The organism is Modicisalibacter tunisiensis (genome assembly GCF_020148005.1).
Classification (GTDB): Bacteria; Pseudomonadota; Gammaproteobacteria; order Pseudomonadales; family Halomonadaceae; genus Modicisalibacter; species Modicisalibacter tunisiensis.
The window spans coordinates 104,221-122,984 of sequence record NZ_JAGXFD010000002.1; the positions used below are offsets into that span (position 1 = coordinate 104,221).

General features: G+C 68.4%; 19 protein-coding genes. 9 read left to right on the forward strand and 10 right to left on the reverse strand.

Annotated elements, in window-relative coordinates; all coding sequences use genetic code 11:
* Window positions 1-48 precede the first annotated feature (48 nt).
* Together KGQ91_RS15595 and KGQ91_RS15600 are read right to left on the reverse strand one after the other, a co-directional pair.
* Entirely contained in the window at window positions 49-1,236 is a 1,188-nt protein-coding gene (locus KGQ91_RS15595; protein ID WP_224414415.1) for a Bcr/CflA family efflux MFS transporter, read from the reverse strand.
* A 59-nt stretch (window positions 1,237-1,295) separates the two neighbouring features.
* The gene (locus KGQ91_RS15600) at window positions 1,296-1,994 is read right to left on the reverse strand and encodes an MgtC/SapB family protein (RefSeq protein ID WP_163648438.1); all 699 of its coding nucleotides are present in this window, start codon (window positions 1,992-1,994) and stop codon (window positions 1,296-1,298) included.
* Window positions 1,995-2,124: 130 nt separating this feature from the next.
* Between KGQ91_RS15600 and KGQ91_RS15605 the strand changes: the two genes are divergently transcribed.
* Window positions 2,125-2,943 carry a formate/nitrite transporter family protein gene (locus tag KGQ91_RS15605; RefSeq protein ID WP_224414414.1) on the forward strand — a complete coding sequence of 273 codons (819 nt, stop codon included), beginning with the start codon at window positions 2,125-2,127 and terminating at the stop codon, window positions 2,941-2,943.
* Between the two features lie 97 nt (window positions 2,944-3,040).
* On the opposite strand, the gene KGQ91_RS15610 is transcribed toward KGQ91_RS15605, so the two are convergent.
* On the reverse strand, window positions 3,041-4,726 hold the full coding sequence (locus KGQ91_RS15610; RefSeq protein ID WP_224414413.1) for a 2-isopropylmalate synthase: 1,686 nt from the start codon (window positions 4,724-4,726) through the stop codon (window positions 3,041-3,043).
* A 279-nt stretch (window positions 4,727-5,005) separates the two neighbouring features.
* On the opposite strand from KGQ91_RS15610, the gene KGQ91_RS15615 reads away from it, so the two are divergent.
* The 5 genes from KGQ91_RS15615 (at window position 5,006) to KGQ91_RS15635 (ending at window position 8,450) form a co-directional block, all read left to right on the forward strand.
* Window positions 5,006-5,494: an Lrp/AsnC family transcriptional regulator gene (locus tag KGQ91_RS15615; RefSeq protein WP_224414412.1), complete on the forward strand. Its 489-nt coding sequence runs from the start codon at window positions 5,006-5,008 to the stop codon at window positions 5,492-5,494.
* A gap of 88 nt (window positions 5,495-5,582) precedes the next feature.
* On the forward strand, window positions 5,583-5,930 hold the full coding sequence (locus KGQ91_RS15620; protein ID WP_224414411.1) for a putative quinol monooxygenase: 348 nt from the start codon (window positions 5,583-5,585) through the stop codon (window positions 5,928-5,930).
* Window positions 5,931-6,027: 97 nt separating this feature from the next.
* On the forward strand, window positions 6,028-6,459 hold the full coding sequence (locus KGQ91_RS15625) for a GNAT family N-acetyltransferase (RefSeq protein WP_224414410.1): 432 nt from the start codon (window positions 6,028-6,030) through the stop codon (window positions 6,457-6,459).
* Between the two features lie 76 nt (window positions 6,460-6,535).
* Complete coding sequence (locus KGQ91_RS15630; RefSeq protein WP_224414409.1) at window positions 6,536-7,705, forward strand: MFS transporter; 1,170 nt, start codon at window positions 6,536-6,538, stop codon at window positions 7,703-7,705.
* Window positions 7,706-7,823: 118 nt separating this feature from the next.
* A complete protein-coding gene (locus tag KGQ91_RS15635) occupies window positions 7,824-8,450 on the forward strand; it encodes a cell wall hydrolase (RefSeq protein ID WP_163648431.1) in 627 nt (208 codons plus the stop codon).
* A 69-nt stretch (window positions 8,451-8,519) separates the two neighbouring features.
* Here the strand turns inward: KGQ91_RS15635 and KGQ91_RS15640 are convergent, their stop codons facing one another.
* Entirely contained in the window at window positions 8,520-8,726 is a 207-nt protein-coding gene (locus tag KGQ91_RS15640) for a putative motility protein (protein ID WP_224414408.1), read from the reverse strand.
* A gap of 273 nt (window positions 8,727-8,999) precedes the next feature.
* Here KGQ91_RS15640 and KGQ91_RS15645 point away from each other — a divergent pair, with 273 nt between their 5' ends.
* Both KGQ91_RS15645 and KGQ91_RS15650 read left to right on the forward strand, forming a co-directional pair.
* Window positions 9,000-9,293: a hypothetical protein gene (locus tag KGQ91_RS15645; RefSeq protein ID WP_224414407.1), complete on the forward strand. Its 294-nt coding sequence runs from the start codon at window positions 9,000-9,002 to the stop codon at window positions 9,291-9,293.
* A 92-nt stretch (window positions 9,294-9,385) separates the two neighbouring features.
* Window positions 9,386-9,907 (forward strand): invasion associated locus B family protein, encoded by a 522-nt coding sequence (locus KGQ91_RS15650; RefSeq protein WP_224414406.1) that lies wholly within the window; start codon window positions 9,386-9,388, stop codon window positions 9,905-9,907.
* Between the two features lie 79 nt (window positions 9,908-9,986).
* Here the strand turns inward: KGQ91_RS15650 and pepN are convergent, their stop codons facing one another.
* From pepN to KGQ91_RS15670, 4 genes are all read right to left on the reverse strand, one after another.
* Entirely contained in the window at window positions 9,987-12,668 is a 2,682-nt protein-coding gene (gene pepN / locus KGQ91_RS15655) for an aminopeptidase N (protein ID WP_224421469.1), read from the reverse strand.
* 84 nt (window positions 12,669-12,752) lie between these two features.
* Complete coding sequence (locus KGQ91_RS15660) at window positions 12,753-13,208, reverse strand: YbaN family protein (protein ID WP_224421470.1); 456 nt, start codon at window positions 13,206-13,208, stop codon at window positions 12,753-12,755.
* A gap of 242 nt (window positions 13,209-13,450) precedes the next feature.
* Window positions 13,451-13,936 (reverse strand): YajQ family cyclic di-GMP-binding protein, encoded by a 486-nt coding sequence (locus tag KGQ91_RS15665; RefSeq protein ID WP_224421471.1) that lies wholly within the window; start codon window positions 13,934-13,936, stop codon window positions 13,451-13,453.
* 45 nt (window positions 13,937-13,981) lie between these two features.
* A complete protein-coding gene (locus KGQ91_RS15670; RefSeq protein WP_163648423.1) occupies window positions 13,982-14,503 on the reverse strand; it encodes a GNAT family N-acetyltransferase in 522 nt (173 codons plus the stop codon).
* Window positions 14,504-14,679: 176 nt separating this feature from the next.
* On the opposite strand from KGQ91_RS15670, the gene KGQ91_RS15675 reads away from it, so the two are divergent.
* Complete coding sequence (locus KGQ91_RS15675; protein WP_224414402.1) at window positions 14,680-16,164, forward strand: RimK family protein; 1,485 nt, start codon at window positions 14,680-14,682, stop codon at window positions 16,162-16,164.
* A gap of 12 nt (window positions 16,165-16,176) precedes the next feature.
* Here the strand turns inward: KGQ91_RS15675 and KGQ91_RS15680 are convergent, their stop codons facing one another.
* Both KGQ91_RS15680 and KGQ91_RS15685 read right to left on the reverse strand, forming a co-directional pair.
* The gene (locus KGQ91_RS15680) at window positions 16,177-17,253 is read right to left on the reverse strand and encodes an AbrB family transcriptional regulator (RefSeq protein WP_224421472.1); all 1,077 of its coding nucleotides are present in this window, start codon (window positions 17,251-17,253) and stop codon (window positions 16,177-16,179) included.
* Window positions 17,254-17,260: 7 nt separating this feature from the next.
* Window positions 17,261-18,754 (reverse strand): tripartite tricarboxylate transporter permease, encoded by a 1,494-nt coding sequence (locus tag KGQ91_RS15685; protein ID WP_224414400.1) that lies wholly within the window; start codon window positions 18,752-18,754, stop codon window positions 17,261-17,263.
* Window positions 18,755-18,764: the final 10 nt, after the last annotated feature.

Genomic DNA, 18,764 nt, shown 5'->3' on the forward strand with positions numbered 1-18,764 from the left:
CCGCTATACCATCGCCCCTCCGCGCGCCCCTCGCAAGTGCCAGGCCGCTCACGCCGGGCGGGAAGCCCTGTCGGTCACCAGCAACAGGGCCACCGGCAGCGTCGCCATGGCGGCCAGCGCCATCTGAAGGGACAGCGGCGTCGCCAGCATCAGGCTGGCCAGCACCGCGCCGCCCCCCAGCTGCAGGGCCCCCAGCAGCGCCGCCGCCGTGCCCGCCAGGCCACGGAACGGTTCCAGCGCCAGGCTGGAGGCCGCCCCCAGGGTCAGCGAAAAGCCCACCGACAGCACAGCCACCGGCCCCATGAACGCCGCCACCGACAACGGCAGGGCCCATGCGGCCAGCCCCTGCAGCCCGCCGGCCAGCAGCACCAGCCCCAGGCCGAGCCGCACGGTGCGCCGGCGCCCCAGGCGATGGATGACCCGTGGCGCCCGGAAGAAGGTGACAATGTTGACCAGCGCATTGCCGCCGAAGCAGGCGGCGAAGGCCAGCTCGCTCAGCCCCAGGCGCTCGACCAGCAGTACCGGCGCCGCCGAGACATAGATCAGGATCGCCGCCATGCACACCCCGGCCGTGCCGGCATAGCGCAGGAAGCGGCGATCCCCGAGCACGCGACGATAGCGCGCGAGCCGGTACAGGGGGCGCGGGAGCTCGGCGTCCCGTGGGCGGGTTTCCCCGAAGGTCGCGAACGCCGTCGCCAGCAGCACAAGCGCGAACAGCGCCATGAAGGCAAAGTTGCTGCGCCAGCCGAGCTGCACGGCCAGCACCCCGCCGACCACCGGCGCCAGGGCCGGGATCAGGCACAGCGAGCCATTCAGATAGCTGTAGAGCCGGGCGCCCTCGGCCGGCGTGTACAGGTCGCGCACCGCGGCGAAGGCCACCGTCGTGGCGGCGCAGGCCCCCAGCCCCTGCAGCACCCGGGAGAAGTAGAGCGGCAGCAGCGTGGTCGCGCTCATGGCCAGCAGGGCGCCCAGCCCGTAGAGCAGCGACCCCAGCAGCAGCGCCGGACGGCGTCCGAAGCGATCGGTCAGGGGACCGACCAGGATCTGACCCAGCCCCACGCTGAACAGCAGCAGCGTGATGGTGACCTGCAGCGCCGAGGAGGGCTGGCCCAGATCGCGGGCCATGACCGGCAGCGAGGGCAGGTAGATGTCGATCGCCAGCGGCATCAGCATGACGGCGGCGATCAGCAGCGCCAGCCGCCCGGCGCCGGAGGCAGCGGGAACGTCTCGGGACATGCAGGCTCCAGGTGTCGGCAGGCGACCACTGTAGCGTCCGCACCGGGCCGTTCAAGGGCTCACTGCCCCGCGGGGGAGAGATGGAATTCGAGCACGTTGTCCGCGGAATGGCGCAGATAGGCCGCCAGACGCTCAAGATTGCGCTTGTCGTGGGTCTGCAACACCATGTGGTAGTGAAACAACGTGCCATGCTCGCTCAGACGGTAGCTCATGGTCTGGATGGTGCAGCCGAACTCGCCGATCTGCCGACGGACCGCCGTCTCGTCGGGCACACGGCTGATCGGATAGCTCTGGACATGATCGGCGTAATACTCCGCGGGCAGGCGCTGCTCGATCCAGCGGAACAGCGACAGGGTCAGCAGCGTGCTCAGGGTGACCAGCACCGCCGGCATCATGAAGCCCACGCCGAACAGGATGCCCAGCGCCGAGGTCATCCAGATCGAGGCCGCCGTGGTCAGGCCGTGCACGTTGAGGCCCTCCTTGAAGATCACGCCGGCGCCGAGAAAGCCGATACCGGTCATGATGCCCTGCGCCATGCGGGTCGGATCGGTCCTCACGGTCGCCTCGGGCAGGCTGGCATCCAGCCACTGCCACTGGTGAGTGGTCACCAGCATCAGCAGCGCCGAGGCCACGCAGACCAGGGCATGCGTGCGAAAGCCCGCCGGGCGACCGTGAAAGCTGCGCTCCAGCCCGATCAGGCTGCCGGCCAGCCAGGCCGAGCCCAGGTTGACGAGAATGGCCAGCACACCGTCCTGCATCGCCGTTTCCTTCTGTTGCGATCCGTCAGTGTCTTCCAGCGTAGCCGAAACGGCCACACCACCGGCTTGCAGCCGGCCGGACAATCGCCCAGAGTCAGGACGTTACGCTCATCGCGACAAGGAGGCTCGCGTGACCCCATCAGGATCCACGACACCACCCGGCGACGATCGGGAACTCGACGACCGGCACCTGCCCTCGCAGGCCGCCGCCGTTCACGAAACCATTCGCGCCGATGGCGAGAAGGAGCTGACCCGCACCGCCTCGGCACTGTTCTGGTCGGCGCTGGCCGCCGGCCTGTCGATGAGCTTTTCCATGCTGGCCAAGGGGCTGCTCGCCGCCCACCTGCCGGACAGCGACATCGCCTATCTCGTGGCCTCGCTGGGCTACACGGTGGGTTTTCTGGTAGTGATCCTCGCCCGCCAGCAACTGTTCACCGAAAACACCGTCACCGCCGTGCTGCCGCTGATGAGCCAGCCGGGGCTGACCAAGCTGCTGTGCCTGCTGCGGCTGTGGAGCGTGGTGCTGGTCGGCAACCTGCTGGGCACCGCGATCTCGGCCTATGCCATCGCCGCCATGCCGCTGTTCGACGGCGAGACGCACCGGATCTTCCTGGGTCTCGGGCAGCACGTGCTGGAAAACGGGCTCGACGAGATGTTCGCCAAGGGAGTGGTCGCCGGCTGGATGATCGCCACCATGGTCTGGCTGATTCCCGCCGCCGGCGCCGCCAAGATCTGGGTCATCCTGATCGTCACCTACCTGGTGGCGATCGGCGGTTTCACCCACATCATCGCCGGCTCCACCGAGGTGATGTACCTGGTATTCGCGGGCAAGGCCTCGCTCGGCGAGTATCTGTTCACCTTCATCCTGCCGGTGCTGGCCGGCAACGTGGTGGGCGGCACCTTCATCTTCGCGCTGATCAGCCACGCGCAGATTCGCAGCGACGGCTGACCGCAGCGACGGCTGACCGCAGCGACGGCTGGCCGCAGCGACAGCCGAATACGACGACGGCCGCCGGATGTGGCGGCCGTCACTGCTGGCGAGAGCGTCAGGCGGTCGCCGTCTCGTGGGGGGCGCCGTCGGCGACCGTCACCCCGGCCCGGTTGAGTGCCGAGAGCACCGCCTTGAGCGAGGCGCTGACGGTGTCGCCGTCCTCGGCCAGACCGCAGACCCGCTGCCCGTCGACATTCAGCTGGACGAAGGCGATCGCGCTGGCATCGCTGCCCTCGCCAAGGGCGTGCTCGCCGTAATCGACCACGCTGACCGTCTGCCCGCTGTGGCGCTGCCAGGCGGCCATGAAGGCCGAGATGACGCCATTGCCCTCGCCCTCCAGCTGCAGCCGGCGCGAGCCGTCGCCAAGCGTCACCTGGAGCCGTTCGGCGCCGTCGCGATCCAGCCGGTAGCCCTGCAGGCTCAGCGGTTGTGCCGCGACGAAGGTGCCCATCAGGATGTCGCGGATCTGCTCGCTGGAGAGTTCGCCGGTGACCTGCTCGCTGGCCCGCTGGACGTGGGGCGCCAGCTCCAGCGTCATCCAGCGCGGCAGGCTGATGCCGAAGTCGCGCTCGAGCAGGAAGGCCATGCCACCCTTGCCCGACTGGCTGTTGACGCGAATCACCGCCTGATAGTCGCGGCCCAGGTCCCGCGGGTCGACGGGCAGGTAGGCGACCTGCCAGGGCTCGTCGTCGTCCTGCTTGCGCAGGCACTTGCGGATCGCGTCCTGGTGGCTGCCGGAAAACGCCGTGTAGACCAGCTCGCCGACCCAGGGGTGGCGCGGGTGCAGCGGCAGGCCGGTGCATTCGGTGCAGACCTGGATGATCTCGTCGGGGTTGGACAGGTCGAGCCGGGGATCGATGCCCTGGCTGTAGAGGTTCATGCCCAGGGTGACGATGTCCATGTTGCCGGTGCGCTCGCCGTTGCCGAGCAGGGTGCCCTCGACCCGGTCGGCGCCGGCCAGCAGGCCCAGCTCGGCCGCCGCGGCGGCCCCGCCGCGATCATTGTGGGTATGCAGCGAGATGATCGCGCTGTCACGGTTCTTCAGGTGGGTGACGAAGTACTCGATCATGTCGGCGAAATGGTTGACCGGCCCCACCTCGACGGTCGCCGGCAGGTTGAGGATGCAGGGGCGCTCGGGGGTCGGCTGCCAGACGTCCATCACCGCCTCGCAGATCGCCACCGCATAGTCGAGCTCGGTGCTGGTGAAGCTTTCCGGCGAGTACTGGAAACGCCACTCGGTCTGCGGGTAGCGCGCGGCGTACTCCTGCACCCAGCGCGCGCCCTGCACGGCGATCGCGGTCACGCCGGCCTGGTCCTGCTCGAAGACGCGCTCGCGCTGCACCGTGGAGGTGGAATTGTAGACGTGCACGAGCGCCTGCTTCACGCCCTCCAGGGCCTCGAAGGTCCGGGCGATCAGCGGCTCGCGGGCCTGTACCAGCACCTGGATGGTGACATCCTCGGGAATCTGGTCCGTCTCGATCAGCCAGCGCACGAAGTCGTAGTCCGGCTGGCTGGCGGCGGGAAAGCCGACCTCGATCTCCTTGAGGCCGACCTTGACCAGCAGGGCCCACAGGCGCTTCTTCTGCTCGACGCTCATCGGCTCCAGCAGCGCCTGGTTGCCGTCGCGCAGGTCGACGCTGGCCCAGATCGGGGCGCGGGTCAGGGTGCGCGACGGCCATTGACGCTGGTCGAGCGGGACCGGCTTGGCCGGCGTGTACTTGCGATGGTCGAACGAAGCCATGGGGGTATCCTGCCGATCGTGAATGCATGGGAGAAGGCGGCATCGGCGCCGCGGCTCGGTTCCCGCGGTCGGATCGACGCTCCGGGGAACGGGGCCGGCCCTTGTGGGGCGTGCGGCCCGTTTTGGGGGACTTCCGGGGGTGAACCGGACATCGCTTGTGGCGACAGGAACAGCATATGCTCAGACGCGCGGCAAGGGATTGCAAATGAGTTGCCGCATCGCGATGAAATCGGCATAAAATGCCAATTCATCAAATGATTTTGGCAGGAAATGCCCAGCATGACGAAACAACCCGCTCCCCCGGCGCTCGACCGCTACGATCGCCACATCCTCGAGATCCTTCAGCGCGAAGGGCGCATCAGCAACCAGGAACTCGCCGACCGCATCGGCTTGTCTCCCTCGCCCTGCCTGCGCCGCGTCCGCGCCCTCGAGGAAAGCGGCCTGATCGTCGGTTACCGGGCCCGGGTCGACAGCCGCCGCCTGGGCTACAGCCTGACGGCGTTGCTGCACATCTCCATGGACCGGCACACGCCGGAGCGCTTCGCCAACTTCGAGGCTCAGGTCGCCGCCCTGCCCCAGGTTCAGGAGTGCCTGCTGATCACCGGACAGGAGGCCGACTATCAGCTCAAGGTGGTGGTGCGTGACATGGACGACTACCAGAACCTGCTGCTCAACTGCATTACCCGCATCGAGGGCGTCAGCGGTGCCCATTCCAGCTTCGTGCTGCGCCGGGTGATCGACGACACGGTACTGCCGGCACCGGAGTGAGGCCGCCGACGGCATCCCCCTCGTCGGCCGAAGATGCTATCGTCGGCGGCTCGTCCATCGCCAAGTGACAGCCGACAGGGAGAGCATCATGTCCTCGAAGGTCTACTGCATCGCCAGCTTCAAGCCTCGCCCCGGCCGGGAGGAGGCCGTCTTCCGTGCCCTGCAGGCGCTGGAACCCAACGCTCACCGCGAGGACGGCTGCCTGCGCTATACCGTGACCCGCCACGTCGACAACCCTTTCGCCCGGGGCTCGAGCTATCCGATCGTCTTCCATGAAGTCTGGGCCGATCGGGCGGCATTCGAGGCCCACTGCCAGCGCGAGGAGATCCGCCACTTCTTCGCCACGCAACTGGAGGCCGAGGACGGTGACATCGAGGATGCCAACGTCTGCGTCTATACCGACGAGCCGGCCGACTTCGACGCGCCCGCGCTCTGACCTCGCGCCACCCATGCCACACGCCTCCCGATCATGGCCGCCCCCGCCCGGGCATGCCTCGCTGGCTCTCGGCCGGACGCCGCTGACCCTGAGGCCGGTGACCGCTGCCGACCTGCCGGGCGTGGAGCGGCTGGTCCACGACAACATGCGCCCCTACCTGGCCGATCAGGGGCTGGCCTGGGACAGCGGACAGTTCCGCCGGCGCGTCGCGGAAGCGGACAACTTCTGCCTGGTCTCGCCCGTGGCCCTGGTGGCCTTCCTGTCGCTCCTTCACGCCGATGACCACCTCCATGTGCGCGAACTGCAGGTGAGCGCGCCGTTTCGCGGGCGGGGCGTCGGCACCTGGCTGATCCGCCACGCGGAAGCGCTCGCCCAAGAGCATGGGCGCAAGCCGCTGCGCCTGAACGTGCTGAAACACAACCCGGCACTCAGGCTCTATCGCCGCCTGGGCTTTCGGGTGACGGCGGAAACTCGCACGGGGCTGGTCATGGAGAAGCGCCTCGACACACCCGGGCAGCCCGCCCCTTAGTCGGCTTACAATGAGACACGCCGGAGCGACCCAGGCCGTGTCGCCCCTTGTATTCTGCTCACTGATCGGAGGTTTCATGGAGGCCACCACCGCCACCGCCGCGACACCGCGTACCCAGCCCGGCCGCCTGACCGGCATGAGCTGGGCGCACTTTCTCAACGACGGCGCCGCCAACTATCTGCCCGGCGTGCTGCCGGCGATCCTGGTGTCGCTCAACCTGTCGGTGGCACTGGCCGGCACCATCATGGCGGCGCTGCTGATGGGTCAGGCCCTGCAGCCGCTGGTGGGCCTGCTCGCCGACCGGGTGGGCGGTCGCGTGATGGTCGCCCTGGGGCTCGCCGGTTCGTCGCTGGGCGGGGCGCTGGTCGGCTTCACCTCGGACGTCTGGGCGCTGCTGGGCGTGCTGGTGCTGATCGGCGTCTCCAACTCCTTCTTCCACCCCCAGGCCCTGGCGGGGGTGCGCCGGCTGGGCGGCGACAAGCCCGGCACGGCGATGTCGATCTTCCTGGTCGGCGGCGAGGTGGGACGCGGCGTGTGGCCGGCCATCGCCAGCTGGGTCGTCGTCCAGTGGGGGCTGGCATACCTGTGGGTGCTCGCCCTGCCCGCCCTGCTGACCCTGCCGTTTCTGCTGCGATGGGCACCCAGCCTGCCGCCCCGCGCCGGCGATGCGGCCCCGGTCCAGTGGCGATGCCACGCCGGCCCGCTGACCCGTCTGGTGGCCTTCTCGACCCTGCGCTCGCTGATGATCTTCTCGGTGGTGACCTTCGTGCCGCTGATGTGGACCCAGGCCGGCGGCTCGCTGACCACCGGAGCCAGCTTCATCACCGTGATGCTGGTCATCGGCGTGATCGGCAATGTCGGCGGCGGGCATCTCTCGGACCGCCTGGGACGCCGCCCCTTGCTGATCGCGGCGATGAGCATCTCGGTAGTGATGCTGGCCGCCTTCCTCATGGCCGAGGGCCTCTGGCTGTGGATCGCTCTCGGCGTGCTCGGCATCTGCCTGTTCGCGACGCTGCCGCTGACCATCCTGATCGCCCAGGACATCCTGCCGGAGAATCGCTCCCTGGGGTCGGGCATGGCGCTCGGGCTGTCCAACGGCCTGGCGGCGCTGGGGATCATGGCGCTGGGCCCGATCGCCGCCGAAGGGGGGGCCACGGCGCCCCTGTGGGTGGCGCTGGCGGGCGGCATCGTCACGGTGCCCCTGGCGCTGGGACTGCCGGAGCATGTTCGCCGCGATTCCCGCTAACCATCAGCGCCGCGGTCGCGCTACACTCGGCCCATTCCCCGCCCCGGCTTGTTCGGCAGAGGGCGACAGTCGCACGTGTTGACCACCCGATGGGTGGTGCCCATTGCGAGGATTCGACATGAACAGGCATCACGCCAAGCGTCTCGCCGTCGTGGGGGGTGCCGCCCTGCTCGGGCTGGCCGCCCTGGCCACCGTGCCGCTCTCCCGGGCGGAGACCTCGCTGGCCAGCAGGGCCGAGCACAAGGCGAGGATTCTCGAGCAGATCGCCGCCGAGCCCGGCGCGGCTCCGTCGCCCGACACCGCGCGCATCACTCCGGGCGGCGCCCAGGCCGTCGACCCGCGTGGCGCCGCCCCGCTGGACGACCCGCTGACCTGTCTGGCCCGCACCCTCTACTGGGAAGCGCGCGGCACGTCGTCCCGGCAGATGGGTGCCGTGGCCAGCGTGGTGATGAACCGGCTCGCCGATGCCCGCTTCCCCGACACCGTCTGCGGCGTGGTGCTCCAGGGCTCCGAACAGGGCCGTTGCCAGTTTTCCTGGTGGTGCGACGGCCGCGCCGACGACGCCGGCGAGAGCGACGCCTATGGGAATGCCAAGGAAGTGGCCCGCCGGACCCTCAACGGCCAGGCCAGGGACATCACGCACGGGGCACTCTACTTCCATCACCGGGGCATCTCGCCGCGCTGGGCCAGCCGCTTCAAGCGCACCCTGACCTCCGGCGACTTCGTGTTCTACCGGCCCCGCTGACGCCACCGCGCCGACGCCAACGACAGACGCCGCGGGATCACCGCGGCGTCTGGCGTTTCAGCCACCGGTTCAGGCGTAGGTATTGATCTGCGTACCGACGCTGCCGGAGGTGGCCAGCTGGCTGTCCTGCTGCGGAGCCACCGACTCCATGAGCTGGGAGACGTGGGCGGACTGCGTGTCCAGCGACTCCTTGAGCAGGCTCATCTGGGTCTGCTGGCCGGCATTGTACTGCTGCAATGCCGAGGCCATGCCGCTCATCGCACTGATGGAATCCATGCGCGTACCTCGCTGTGTGAAGGGGTGAATGGTGACGCTAGCACCCTTGATATCGGCCGAGCCACGCCAATCTTGGGCAAGGATACGAAACTCCTACAAAGGCGCCGGCTCCGTGAAACCCACCATCACAATCCCCGTTCAGCGGCTCGCGAGACGGCCCCGCAGGGCTTACCATGGCCGCTGCACCCACCATCGATGATGTCCACGCTCATGCTTGCCTGGCGGCATGCCCAGCAATCCGACATCCCCTGACGTCTCCGGGAACCTCCCCTCATGCAAGACAACGGCTTCTTCAACCGGCTGGGCGAACGACTGGGCGATGCCCTGCGCGAGCTGGTCACCCTTCTGAATCACCTGTTCGGCGGCACCTTCTCGGCGGCACAAGATTTCATCGACGGGCTGACCGCCTCGCTGGGCATCAGCGACTCGCTGTTCGCCATGCTGATGCTCCTCATCGGCCTGCTGATGCTCTACAGGGGGCTGCGCGGTTTCCTGCGCGGTGCCGTGATCGGCGCCCTGATCTGGACGCTGCTCGGGCTGACGATACTGAGCTGGCTGATCGCCTGAGGGCGTGTTGTGCCGGACGACTCGCCAGACGCCCTGCCCTCGTGTTGAACTGAGCATTCTTCCCCTCACCCACACGCAACGGAGAGCCCGCCATGCAGGACTGCGCCAAACGCCTGACCGCCATCGCCATGCTGCTGATGGCCATGACCGCGACCGCCTTCGCCCAGCAGGCCACCAACGGCAACGCCAGCAACATCCAGACCCGCACCGTCCAGGACTGGCAGGTGCGCTGCCCGACGGACGCCGGCCAGGGCCGCTGTTCCATGACCCAGCTGATCAACAACCCGGACGGCGACCAGCCGGTCCTGCGCGTGGTGGTGGCCTATCCCCCGCAGGCCGACGGGCCGGCCATGGTCTTCCTGCTGCCGCTGGGCGTGCGCCTGGCCCCGGGGCTGCAGCTGACCGTCGACGGCGGCAAGCCGATCAAGTTCCCCTACCAGGTCTGCGTGCCGGACGGCTGCCGCGCGGACATTCCCCTCAAGCCGGAACTGATGCAGCAGTTGCGCCAGGGCAGCCAGGCCACGCTGAGCCTGATCGACCCGCGCGGCCAGCGCCTGGATCTGGCGATCTCGCTGATGGGCTTCAGCGACGCCAGCGCCCGGATCGCCCCCTGAACCGCGTCATCTGCCGGCAAACGACAAGCGGGGCGCCCCCTGGGGCGCCCCGCTTGCATTCGCGCAGGCCGCGAGGGCCTCACTCGGCCAGTGCCTTCTCCACCACTTCGTAGACGTTGGGCGAGAGCTCCTCGGCGCGGATGCGCTCGAGCTCGGCCTTCATCAGTGACTGGCGCGTCTCGTCGTAACGCTGCCAGCGCGTCAGCGGCGTGATGATCCGCGCGGCGATCTCCGGGTTGAGCGTGTTGAGCGCGATCACCACATCGGCGAGCAGCCGGTAGCCCTCGCCGTCGAGGCGATGGAAGTTGACCCGGTTCTGGCCGGCGAAGGCGCCGATCAGCGCCCGCACCCGGTTGGGATTCTTCAGCGAGAACGCCGGATGCTCCATCAGGTACTTGACCCGGTCGAGGGCGTCCGCCTGCGGCCGCGTGACCTGGAGGCTGAACCACTGGTCCATCACCAGCGGGTCGTGCGCCCACTTCTTGCCGAAGGCCCGCAGCAGCGGATCGGCGACCGCGCTGCGCGAGCTGTGGACCAGCAGCGTCAACGCCGCGCGCACGTCGGTCATGTTGTGGTCGGCCTCGAACTGCTGGCGGGCCAGCTCGATGGCCTCCTCGTCCTCGATGCTCATCAGGTAGGCCAGGGCGACGTTCTTCAGGCGACGACTGGCGATCTGCTCGGCGGAGGGCGCGTAGGGCGCCTCGGAACGATTGGCCCGGTACAGCGCCATGAAGTCGTCACGCAGCACCGTGGCCAGCGACTGGCGGACGAACTCGCGCGCGGCGTGGATGGCGTCCACGTCGACCACCGGCTGCTGCTCGGCGATGTAGGCCTCGGAGGGCAGCGTGAGCATCTCGGCGAGCACCGCCTTGTCGTCGGCCGGCTCGTTGAGCAGCCCGCGGAACGCCTCGACCACCCGCGCATCCATGACCTTCTCGACACCGTTGCGGTGCGCGGCGATCAGATCGTCCAGGGCCAGCATGGCCAGCCGCTGCCCGGCATCCCAGCGGTTGAAACCGTCGGAATCGTGCGTGAGCAGGAAGGCCAGGTCCTCGCGGCCGTAGGGGAAGCGCAGCTTGACCGGCGCCGAGAAACCGCGCAGCAGCGACGGCACCGGGGCCTCGGCAACGTCGGTGAAGACGAAGGTCTGCTCCTCCTCGCGCAGATGCAGCACGCCCTCCTTGCCGAGCGCCTCGCCGTCGAGGGTCAGGGTCAGGTCCTCGCCGGACTTGGTGCCCACCAGCCCCACGCGCACGGGGATGTGCAGCGGCAGCTTGTCGGGCTGGCCCGGCGTGGCGGGCGTGCGCTGGCGCAGCGTCAGGTGGTATTCGGCCCTGGCGTAGTCGTACTCGCCGTGGGCGTCGATCTCCGGCGTGCCGGCCTGGGAATACCAGCGCATGAACTGATCGAGATCGAGCCCCGACACCTCGGCCATGCAGCCGGCGAAGTCCTCGATGGTCACCGCCTGGCCGTCGAAGCGCTCGAAATACAGATCCGAGCCCTTGCGGAAGGTCTCCCAGCCCAGCAGGTTGCGCAGCATGCGCACGATCTCCGCGCCCTTCTCGTAGATGGTCAGGGTGTAGAAGTTGGAGATCTCGATGTAGTGGTCGGGCTGGACCGGGTGCGCGGTCGGGCCGGCATCCTCGGCGAACTGCGCGGTACGCAGGAAGGAGACGTCCTCGATGCGCTTGACCGGCGCCGAGTTCATGTCGGCGGAGAAGCTCTGGTCGCGGAAGACCGTGAAGCCCTCCTTGAGCGAGAGCTGGAACCAGTCGCGGCAGGTCACGCGGTTGCCCGACCAGTTGTGGAAGTATTCGTGGGCGACCACCCCCTCGACACGCTGGAAGGCGGCATCGGTGGCGGTCTGCGGATGCGTCAGCACCGCCGCCGAGTTGAAGATGTTGAGGCCCTTGTTCTCCATCGCGCCCATGTTGAAGTCGTCGACGGCGACGATCATGAACAGGTCGAGGTCGTACTCGCGGCCGTAGGTCGTCTCGTCCCATTCCATGGCCGCCTTGAGCGAGCGCATGGCGTGGTCGGTCTTCTCCAGGTTGGCCGGCTCGACCCACAGCTGCAGCGTGACCTCGCGGCCGCTCATCGTGGTGAAGCGGTCCTCGACCTTCTCGAGCTTGCCGGCCACCAGCGCGAACAGGTAGCTGGGCTTGGGGTGCGGGTCCTCCCAGGTGACGAAGTGCCGGCCATAGGGCAGTTCGCCGCGCTCGACCGGGTTGCCGTTGGAGAGCAGCACCGGCAGCGAGGCGCTGTCGCCGATCACCGTGGTCGAGAAGGTCGCCATCACGTCCGGGCGATCCGGGTAGAAGGTGATGCGGCGGAAGCCCTGCGCCTCGCACTGGGTACAGAACATGCCGTTGGACAGGTACAGCCCCTCGAGCGCGGTGTTGCTGGCCGGGTCGATCTCGACCTCGGTCTCCAGGCGCAGGCGGTCGGGGGCGTCGGGAATGGTCAGCGAGGCGTCGTCGACACGGTACTCGGATTCACCGAGCTCCTGGCCGTCGATGGCGATGCGCTTGAGGCTGAGCCGCTCGCCGTCGAGCACCAGCGGTTGTCCCGGCGCGCCGTCCGGGTGACGTTCGAGATGCAGCACCGCGGTGACCCGCGTCGCCGCGGGCACCAGGTCGAACTTGAGCTCGACATGCGTGACGCGAAAGGCCGGTGGCTGATAGTCCTTCAGGTAGACCGGCTGCGGAGCGGCGTCGACGGGCTTGATCTCCGCTTCTTCGGAAATGCGCGTATCGGACATGGGACGAGTACTCCTGTACAAGGTTACCGGCATTGTACGGCGAGCAGGCCAGGAGTCTCAAAGTCGGCGCAGCGGATCCGTCGGTCAACGCCCCGACCGACGCGGGGCGCAGGACGCCTCGTCCAGCCGCCGCTGGGCCGCCGCATCGGCGGCCGCGGCGAACGGGCAGGCCCCCCGCGGCTCGGGACGGGTGATGATCCACAGGCCCAGCGCGAACAGGCCGACGATCAGCAACAGCCTGAGCACCAGCGCCCCCACGGTGAAGCCGATCACCAGCGACGAGACGACCAGCATGGTCGCCGCCATCCACTTGGCGTGGCGCGGGATGGCCCGCTCGTCCTCCCAGGCGAGGATCGGCGGCCCGAAGCGCGGGTGACGACGAATCCAGTTCGCGAAACGTGGCGACCCTCGCGAGGCCAGCCACACCGCCAGCAGCATGAAGCCGGTGGTTGGCATGACGGGCAGGAACAGGCCCACCACCCCGAGCGCAAAGCTGACGGCAGCCAGGCTTGCGTAGATGGCGTGCTTGAGGTTGGGCATGGGGCTTTCTCCCGAACGCGACGCTCCTAGCCTACCGGATTTCGCTTGCCGACGGATGGAGCGCATCGTCGCACCCGGCAGGCCCGCCGGCGCACGGGACGCGACCGCCGGGCCCGAGCGGGGCACGCCTGGACGCAACCGGACCCGACGATCGCCCGCCCATGAGACCCGATTCCCGCTCGGCGGGGAAATGAAAACCGGCTATCACCAGACTAGGCAAGATTCATCACGGCGCCAGCGCCTCAGTCGCGAAAGTTGTTGAACTGCAGCGGCAGCTCGATGGACTCATCGCCCTTGAGCAGCGCGATGGCCTGTTGCAGGTCGTCGCGCTTCTTGCCGGTGACCCGCACCTTGTCGCCCTGGATCTGCGCCTGCACCTTGAGCTTGGCATCCTTGAGCGTCTTGACGATCTTCTTGGCCAGCGGCTGATCGATGCCCTGACGCAGGACGATGCGCTGGCGCACCCGCACGCCGCCGGTCTCGGCGTCCTCCTCCTCGAGACAGCCGACATCGATGCCCCGGGCGATCAGACGGCCCTTCAGGATGTCGAGCATCTGGCGCAGCTGGAACTCGGCCTCCGCCTCCATGAGCACGGCGTCGCTTTCCTCGGTGAAGCTCGCGTCGACACCGCGGAAGTCGAAGCGGGTGGTGAGCTCGCGATTGGCCTGGTCGACGGCGTTGGTGACTTCGTGCTTGTCGAGTTCGGACACGATATCGAAAGAGGGCATGACAGGACTCCGGAAGGTGAAAGGGCGGATCGGCGCCGGGCCATCCTAGCCGATGCGGCTCGGACTTTCAGCGGTGTCCGCCCCGCGCTCGGCCAGCGTCGCCACGGCCAGCGGCTTGTCCATCTGCCAGGCGGCGCAGCCATCGACATAGTAGTCGTCCAGCCAGCGGCGCGGCAGGTAGCCCATGCGGCGGTAAAGCCCCATGGCGACACGGTTGTCGGCCCGGACCTCCAGGCTCAGGCGCTGCATGCCACGCTCGCCGGCGACCGCCTCCAGCGCAGCGAGCAGTCGCCGGCCCACGCCGCCGCCGCGCAGCGCGGGATGCACGCAGAAGGAATAGAGGCGCGCGGTGCGACTGTTGCGCCGGAACAGCAGGGTCCCGTAGCCCTGCAGCTCGCCGCGGTCATCGGCGACGACCCGGGTCACGGCATTGGCGCGCTTGAGCAGATGGGACAGTTGACGACGCGAGAAGCGATCGCCCTCGAAGCAGGCCTGCTCGAGCCGGCACAGGGCGTCGAGATCCTCGGGACAGGCATCGCGAAGCAGCGGTGGGTGCAGCGAATTCATGGGTCATTCCGAAACGGGCAGCGGCGGCATTGTCGGACGCCGAAAAGCGCCCTGTCATTGCCTGGTTGCATGAAATTATTTCACCGACATTCCGGCTTGTAGCGAGTGCCGGTCAAGTGCATGCTAGCGGCAATTTTGCCTCGTCCGGCTCCCCCTTGCACGCAGGAAACGCACCCATGGCTCCCTTGCGCATCGTCGTCGACCGCCTTTCCGACTGGCGCCCCTACTACCCCACCGAGGACCTGATCACTGCCGCCGACTACCTGGCCCGGGATGCCAACGGCGAGCAGGACGGCGCCACCCACGTCATCAACCTGTGCAGCGGTCTGGACTACCTCGAGACCGGCTACTATGTCTCGCTGCTCGCCCAGGCCCGCGGCCAGCGGGTGCTGCCCACGGTCGAGACGCTCAACCAGCTGTCGCGCAAGGCGCTGGTCGACCTGCAGCTGGAATCGCTGGCGCCGCTGATGGACGAGCTCGCCCGACGCGGCGCCCTGCCCGGCGAAGCATTCACGCTGCGGGTGATGTTCGGCGAGTGTCTCGAGGAAGGCCTCGGCCGGCTGGCCCGCCGACTCTTCGAGCGCCTGCCCTGCCCGCTGCTCGAGGCACGCTTCCAGCGCCGCCAGGGGCTGTGGCGGCTGACCCGGCTCAAGCCGCTGGCGCTCACCGCCCTGCGCGGCGCGGAGCAGGACCTGTTCGCCCAGGCCCTGAACCGCCACTCGCGCAAGGTCTGGCGCACGCCCAAGGCGCGGCGGCGCTACCGTTATGACCTGGCGATCCTCGTCGACCCCGGGGAAGCGCTGCCGCCCAGCAACAAGAGCGCGCTCAAGCAGTTCATCCGCGCCGGGCGCCGGCTGGGCATCGACGTGTCGCTGATCACCAAGCGCGACGAGGGCCGGCTTGCCGAGTTCGATGCCCTGTTCATCCGCGAGACGACAAGCCTCGATCATCACACCTACCGCATGGCGCGGCGTGCCGAGCACGAGGGGCTGGTGGTGATCGACGACCCGCGCTCGATCCTGCGCTGCACCAACAAGGTCTATCTGCACGAATTGCTGCGCGCCAGGGGCGTGCCCGCCCCCGACGGGCTGCTGCTGTATCGTGACGATCTGCCGCGGCTGGCGGAGAAGGCCGCCGGCCTGCAGTTCCCGATGGTCCTCAAGGTTCCCGACGGGGCCTTCTCGCGCGGGGTGGTCAAGATCGCCTCCAGCGAGCAGCTCGTTCAGGAGGCCGAGCGGCTGTTCGCCTCCTCCGCCCTGCTGCTGCTCCAGGAATGGCTGCCCACCGACTTCGACTGGCGGATCGGCGTGCTCGACGGCAAGGTGCTGTTCGCCAGTCGCTACTACATGGCCCGCGGCCACTGGCAGATCTACGACCATTCCCGCGGCAGGACGCGCAGCGGCGGCTTCACCACCCACGCCCCCGAGGACGTGCCCAAACCGGTGATCCGCGCCGCGCTCAAGGCCACGCGGCTGATCGGCGACGGCCTCTACGGGGTGGATCTCAAGCAGGTCGGCGAGCGGGTGGTGGTGATCGAGGTCAACGACAATCCCAACCTCGACGCCGGCGTCGAGGACATGGTGCTCGGCCCGCGCCTCTACGACACCGTGATGGCGGTGTTCCTCGAGCGCATGGAGGCCAACCGGCGTCGGCCGGGGTGATGGCCGGGCCCGTCAGGAACGGGAGGAACGAGCACGACCCAGTCCGCGCAGCAGCCAGGGCAGGAGCAGGATCAGCACGGTCAAGCGCAGCAGGTGGTGCGAGGTCACGAAGGCCGGCTCGATACCCAACGACAACGCCACCAGGCTAAGCTCCGGCGCGCCGCCCGGCATGTAGGCCAGCAACGCCGCCGCGGCGGAAACCCCGGTTGCGGCATGGATGCCCCAGGCCGCCCCGACGGCGATCAACAACAGGGCCACGGCCTGTACCATCGCCATCACCAGGCTGTGTCCCACGTCGCGTAGCGGCGTGCCACCGAATCTCACTCCCACCGACAGGCCGATGATCACCTGGGCAAGCGCGACGATCAGTGGCGGTATGCTCGCCTCGGTCGTGCCGCTCACATGCAGCACCGCCGAGACCAGCACCGGTCCGAACAGCAATGGGTTGGGCAGACGCAGCCAACGCCCCAGGAGGACTCCGGCAAGCCCCGCAAATAGCAGCATGAAGATGTCGTCGAGGCCGGGAAAAACCAGCCACTGGGACCAGCCGATCGTTCGCGGCTGGAGGGTGACGTGCCCCAGCAGGTTCAACACCGGCGGGATCGCGACCAGCAGCACCAGGATGCGCACGGCATGGGTCAGTCCCACGATGCGCAGATCGGCACCCGAGTCCACCGCCATCAACGTGACCGCCGACACCCCGCCCGGAACGCCGGCGTACAGGGCCGTGCTCACCGAATGACCGGCGACGTGCCGCCCGAACCAGACCGAGAAGGCCATCATCGCCGCCGTCGCCATCAGCATGACGATCAGGCTCGACCCCCACGTCACCATGTCGCCCGTCATGTCGGGCGAAAAGGCCGCGCCCAGCATGACTCCGATGACGGCCAGCACGACCCGGCGCGCGCGTCCCGGCGAGCGCAGGCGGATGCCGGAGAGGCTGACCAGCGTGGAGGCGATCAACGCCCCCAGCAGCCAGGGCAAGGGCAGGCCGACCGCGTAGGCCAGCCCGCCCCCCACGATGCCGAGCAACAGCGCCGGCAGAAAACGAATGACACTCGTCATCCTGGTGCGTTGCATTCCACTCATGTGCGGATCATTGCCACGCCCGGAGCACTCGCGGCAACAGCCAGGGCAGGACCAGCAGCGCCACGGCCGCAACCCACAGGCCGATCGAGATTCCCGACTGCCAGAGAATGCCCAGGTCGCCACCACTGATCGACAGGGCGCGGCGCAGGTTGTCTTCCATCAGCCCGCCCAGCACATAGCCGAGAATCACCGGCGCCAGCGAGAAGCCCAGCTTGCGCAGCAGGTAGCCGAACACACCGATGACCAACATCAGGTAGATGGCCATCAGGTCGGAATGCAGCTGGTAGACGCCGGCGAAGGCCAAGATGGCGATGCCCGGCACCAGCACCCAGCGCGGGATGGTCAGCACCCTGGCGAACAGCCCCGCCAGCGGCAGATTGAGCGCCAGCAGCACCACGTTGCCGATATACAACGAGGCGATCAGCCCCCCGGCCACCTCTGGCCGCTCGGAGAACATCATCGGGCCCGGCGTGATGTTGTAGAGCATCAGTGCGCCGAGCAGCACCGCCGTGGTGCCCGACCCCGGAATGCCCAGGGTCAGCATGGGCACGAAGGAACCCGCCGCCGAGGCGTTGTTGGCCGCCTCGGGCGCGGCCAGGCCCCGCATGTCGCCGGTGCCGAAGGTGCCCTCCTTGTCGCTGAGACGTTTTTCGGTCGTGTAGGACACGGCCCCGGCGACGGACGCACCGGTCCCCGGCAGCACACCGACGATGAAGCCGATCAGCCCGCAGCGCAGCATGGTCCACTTGCAGTGAGCGAGCTCCTTGAGACTGACCATTACCCGCCCCAGTGGCGGCATCTCGTCCTCGGCGTCCTTGCGGTTGGCGTGCTCGAGCATCAGCAGGATCTCGCTGATCGCGAACAGGCCGATGATCATCACTACGAAGTCGATGCCGTCATAGAGCTCGGCCAGGCCGAAGGTATAGCGCAGCACGCCGGTGCCGGAGTCCACGCCGACCATGGCGATCAACACCCCGAGCACCGCACCGATCGCGGTCTTGATCGGGTCCTTGCCCATCATCACCGCCATGGAGGAGAAGGCGAATACCATCAGCGCGAAGAACTCGGCGGGGCCGAACATCACCGCGACCTCGGCCAGCAGCGGCGCGAACAGCGTCAGGCCGATGATGGCGATGGTCGCGCCGACGAACGAACTCACCGCGGACAGGCCCAGGGCCGGGCCGGCCAGGCCCTTCTTGGCCAGCGGGTGGCCGTCGAGGGTGGTCATCACCGCGCCGGCGTCGCCGGGCACGTTGAGCAGGATACTCGACATGCGCCCGCCGTACTCCGCGCCGGTGTAGACGCCAGCCAGCAGGATCAGCGCCGACTCGGCCGGCAGGCCGAGCGTATAGGCCAGCGGCATGAGAATCGCGATGCCGTTGATCGGCCCAATGCCCGGCAGCGCGCCGAACAGCGTGCCCAGCACGGCGCCCAGAAAGGCCAGCCCCAGGTTGAGGGGGCTCAGCGCCACCCCGAAGCCGTCTATCAGAAAATCGAACATGCCGGGCTCC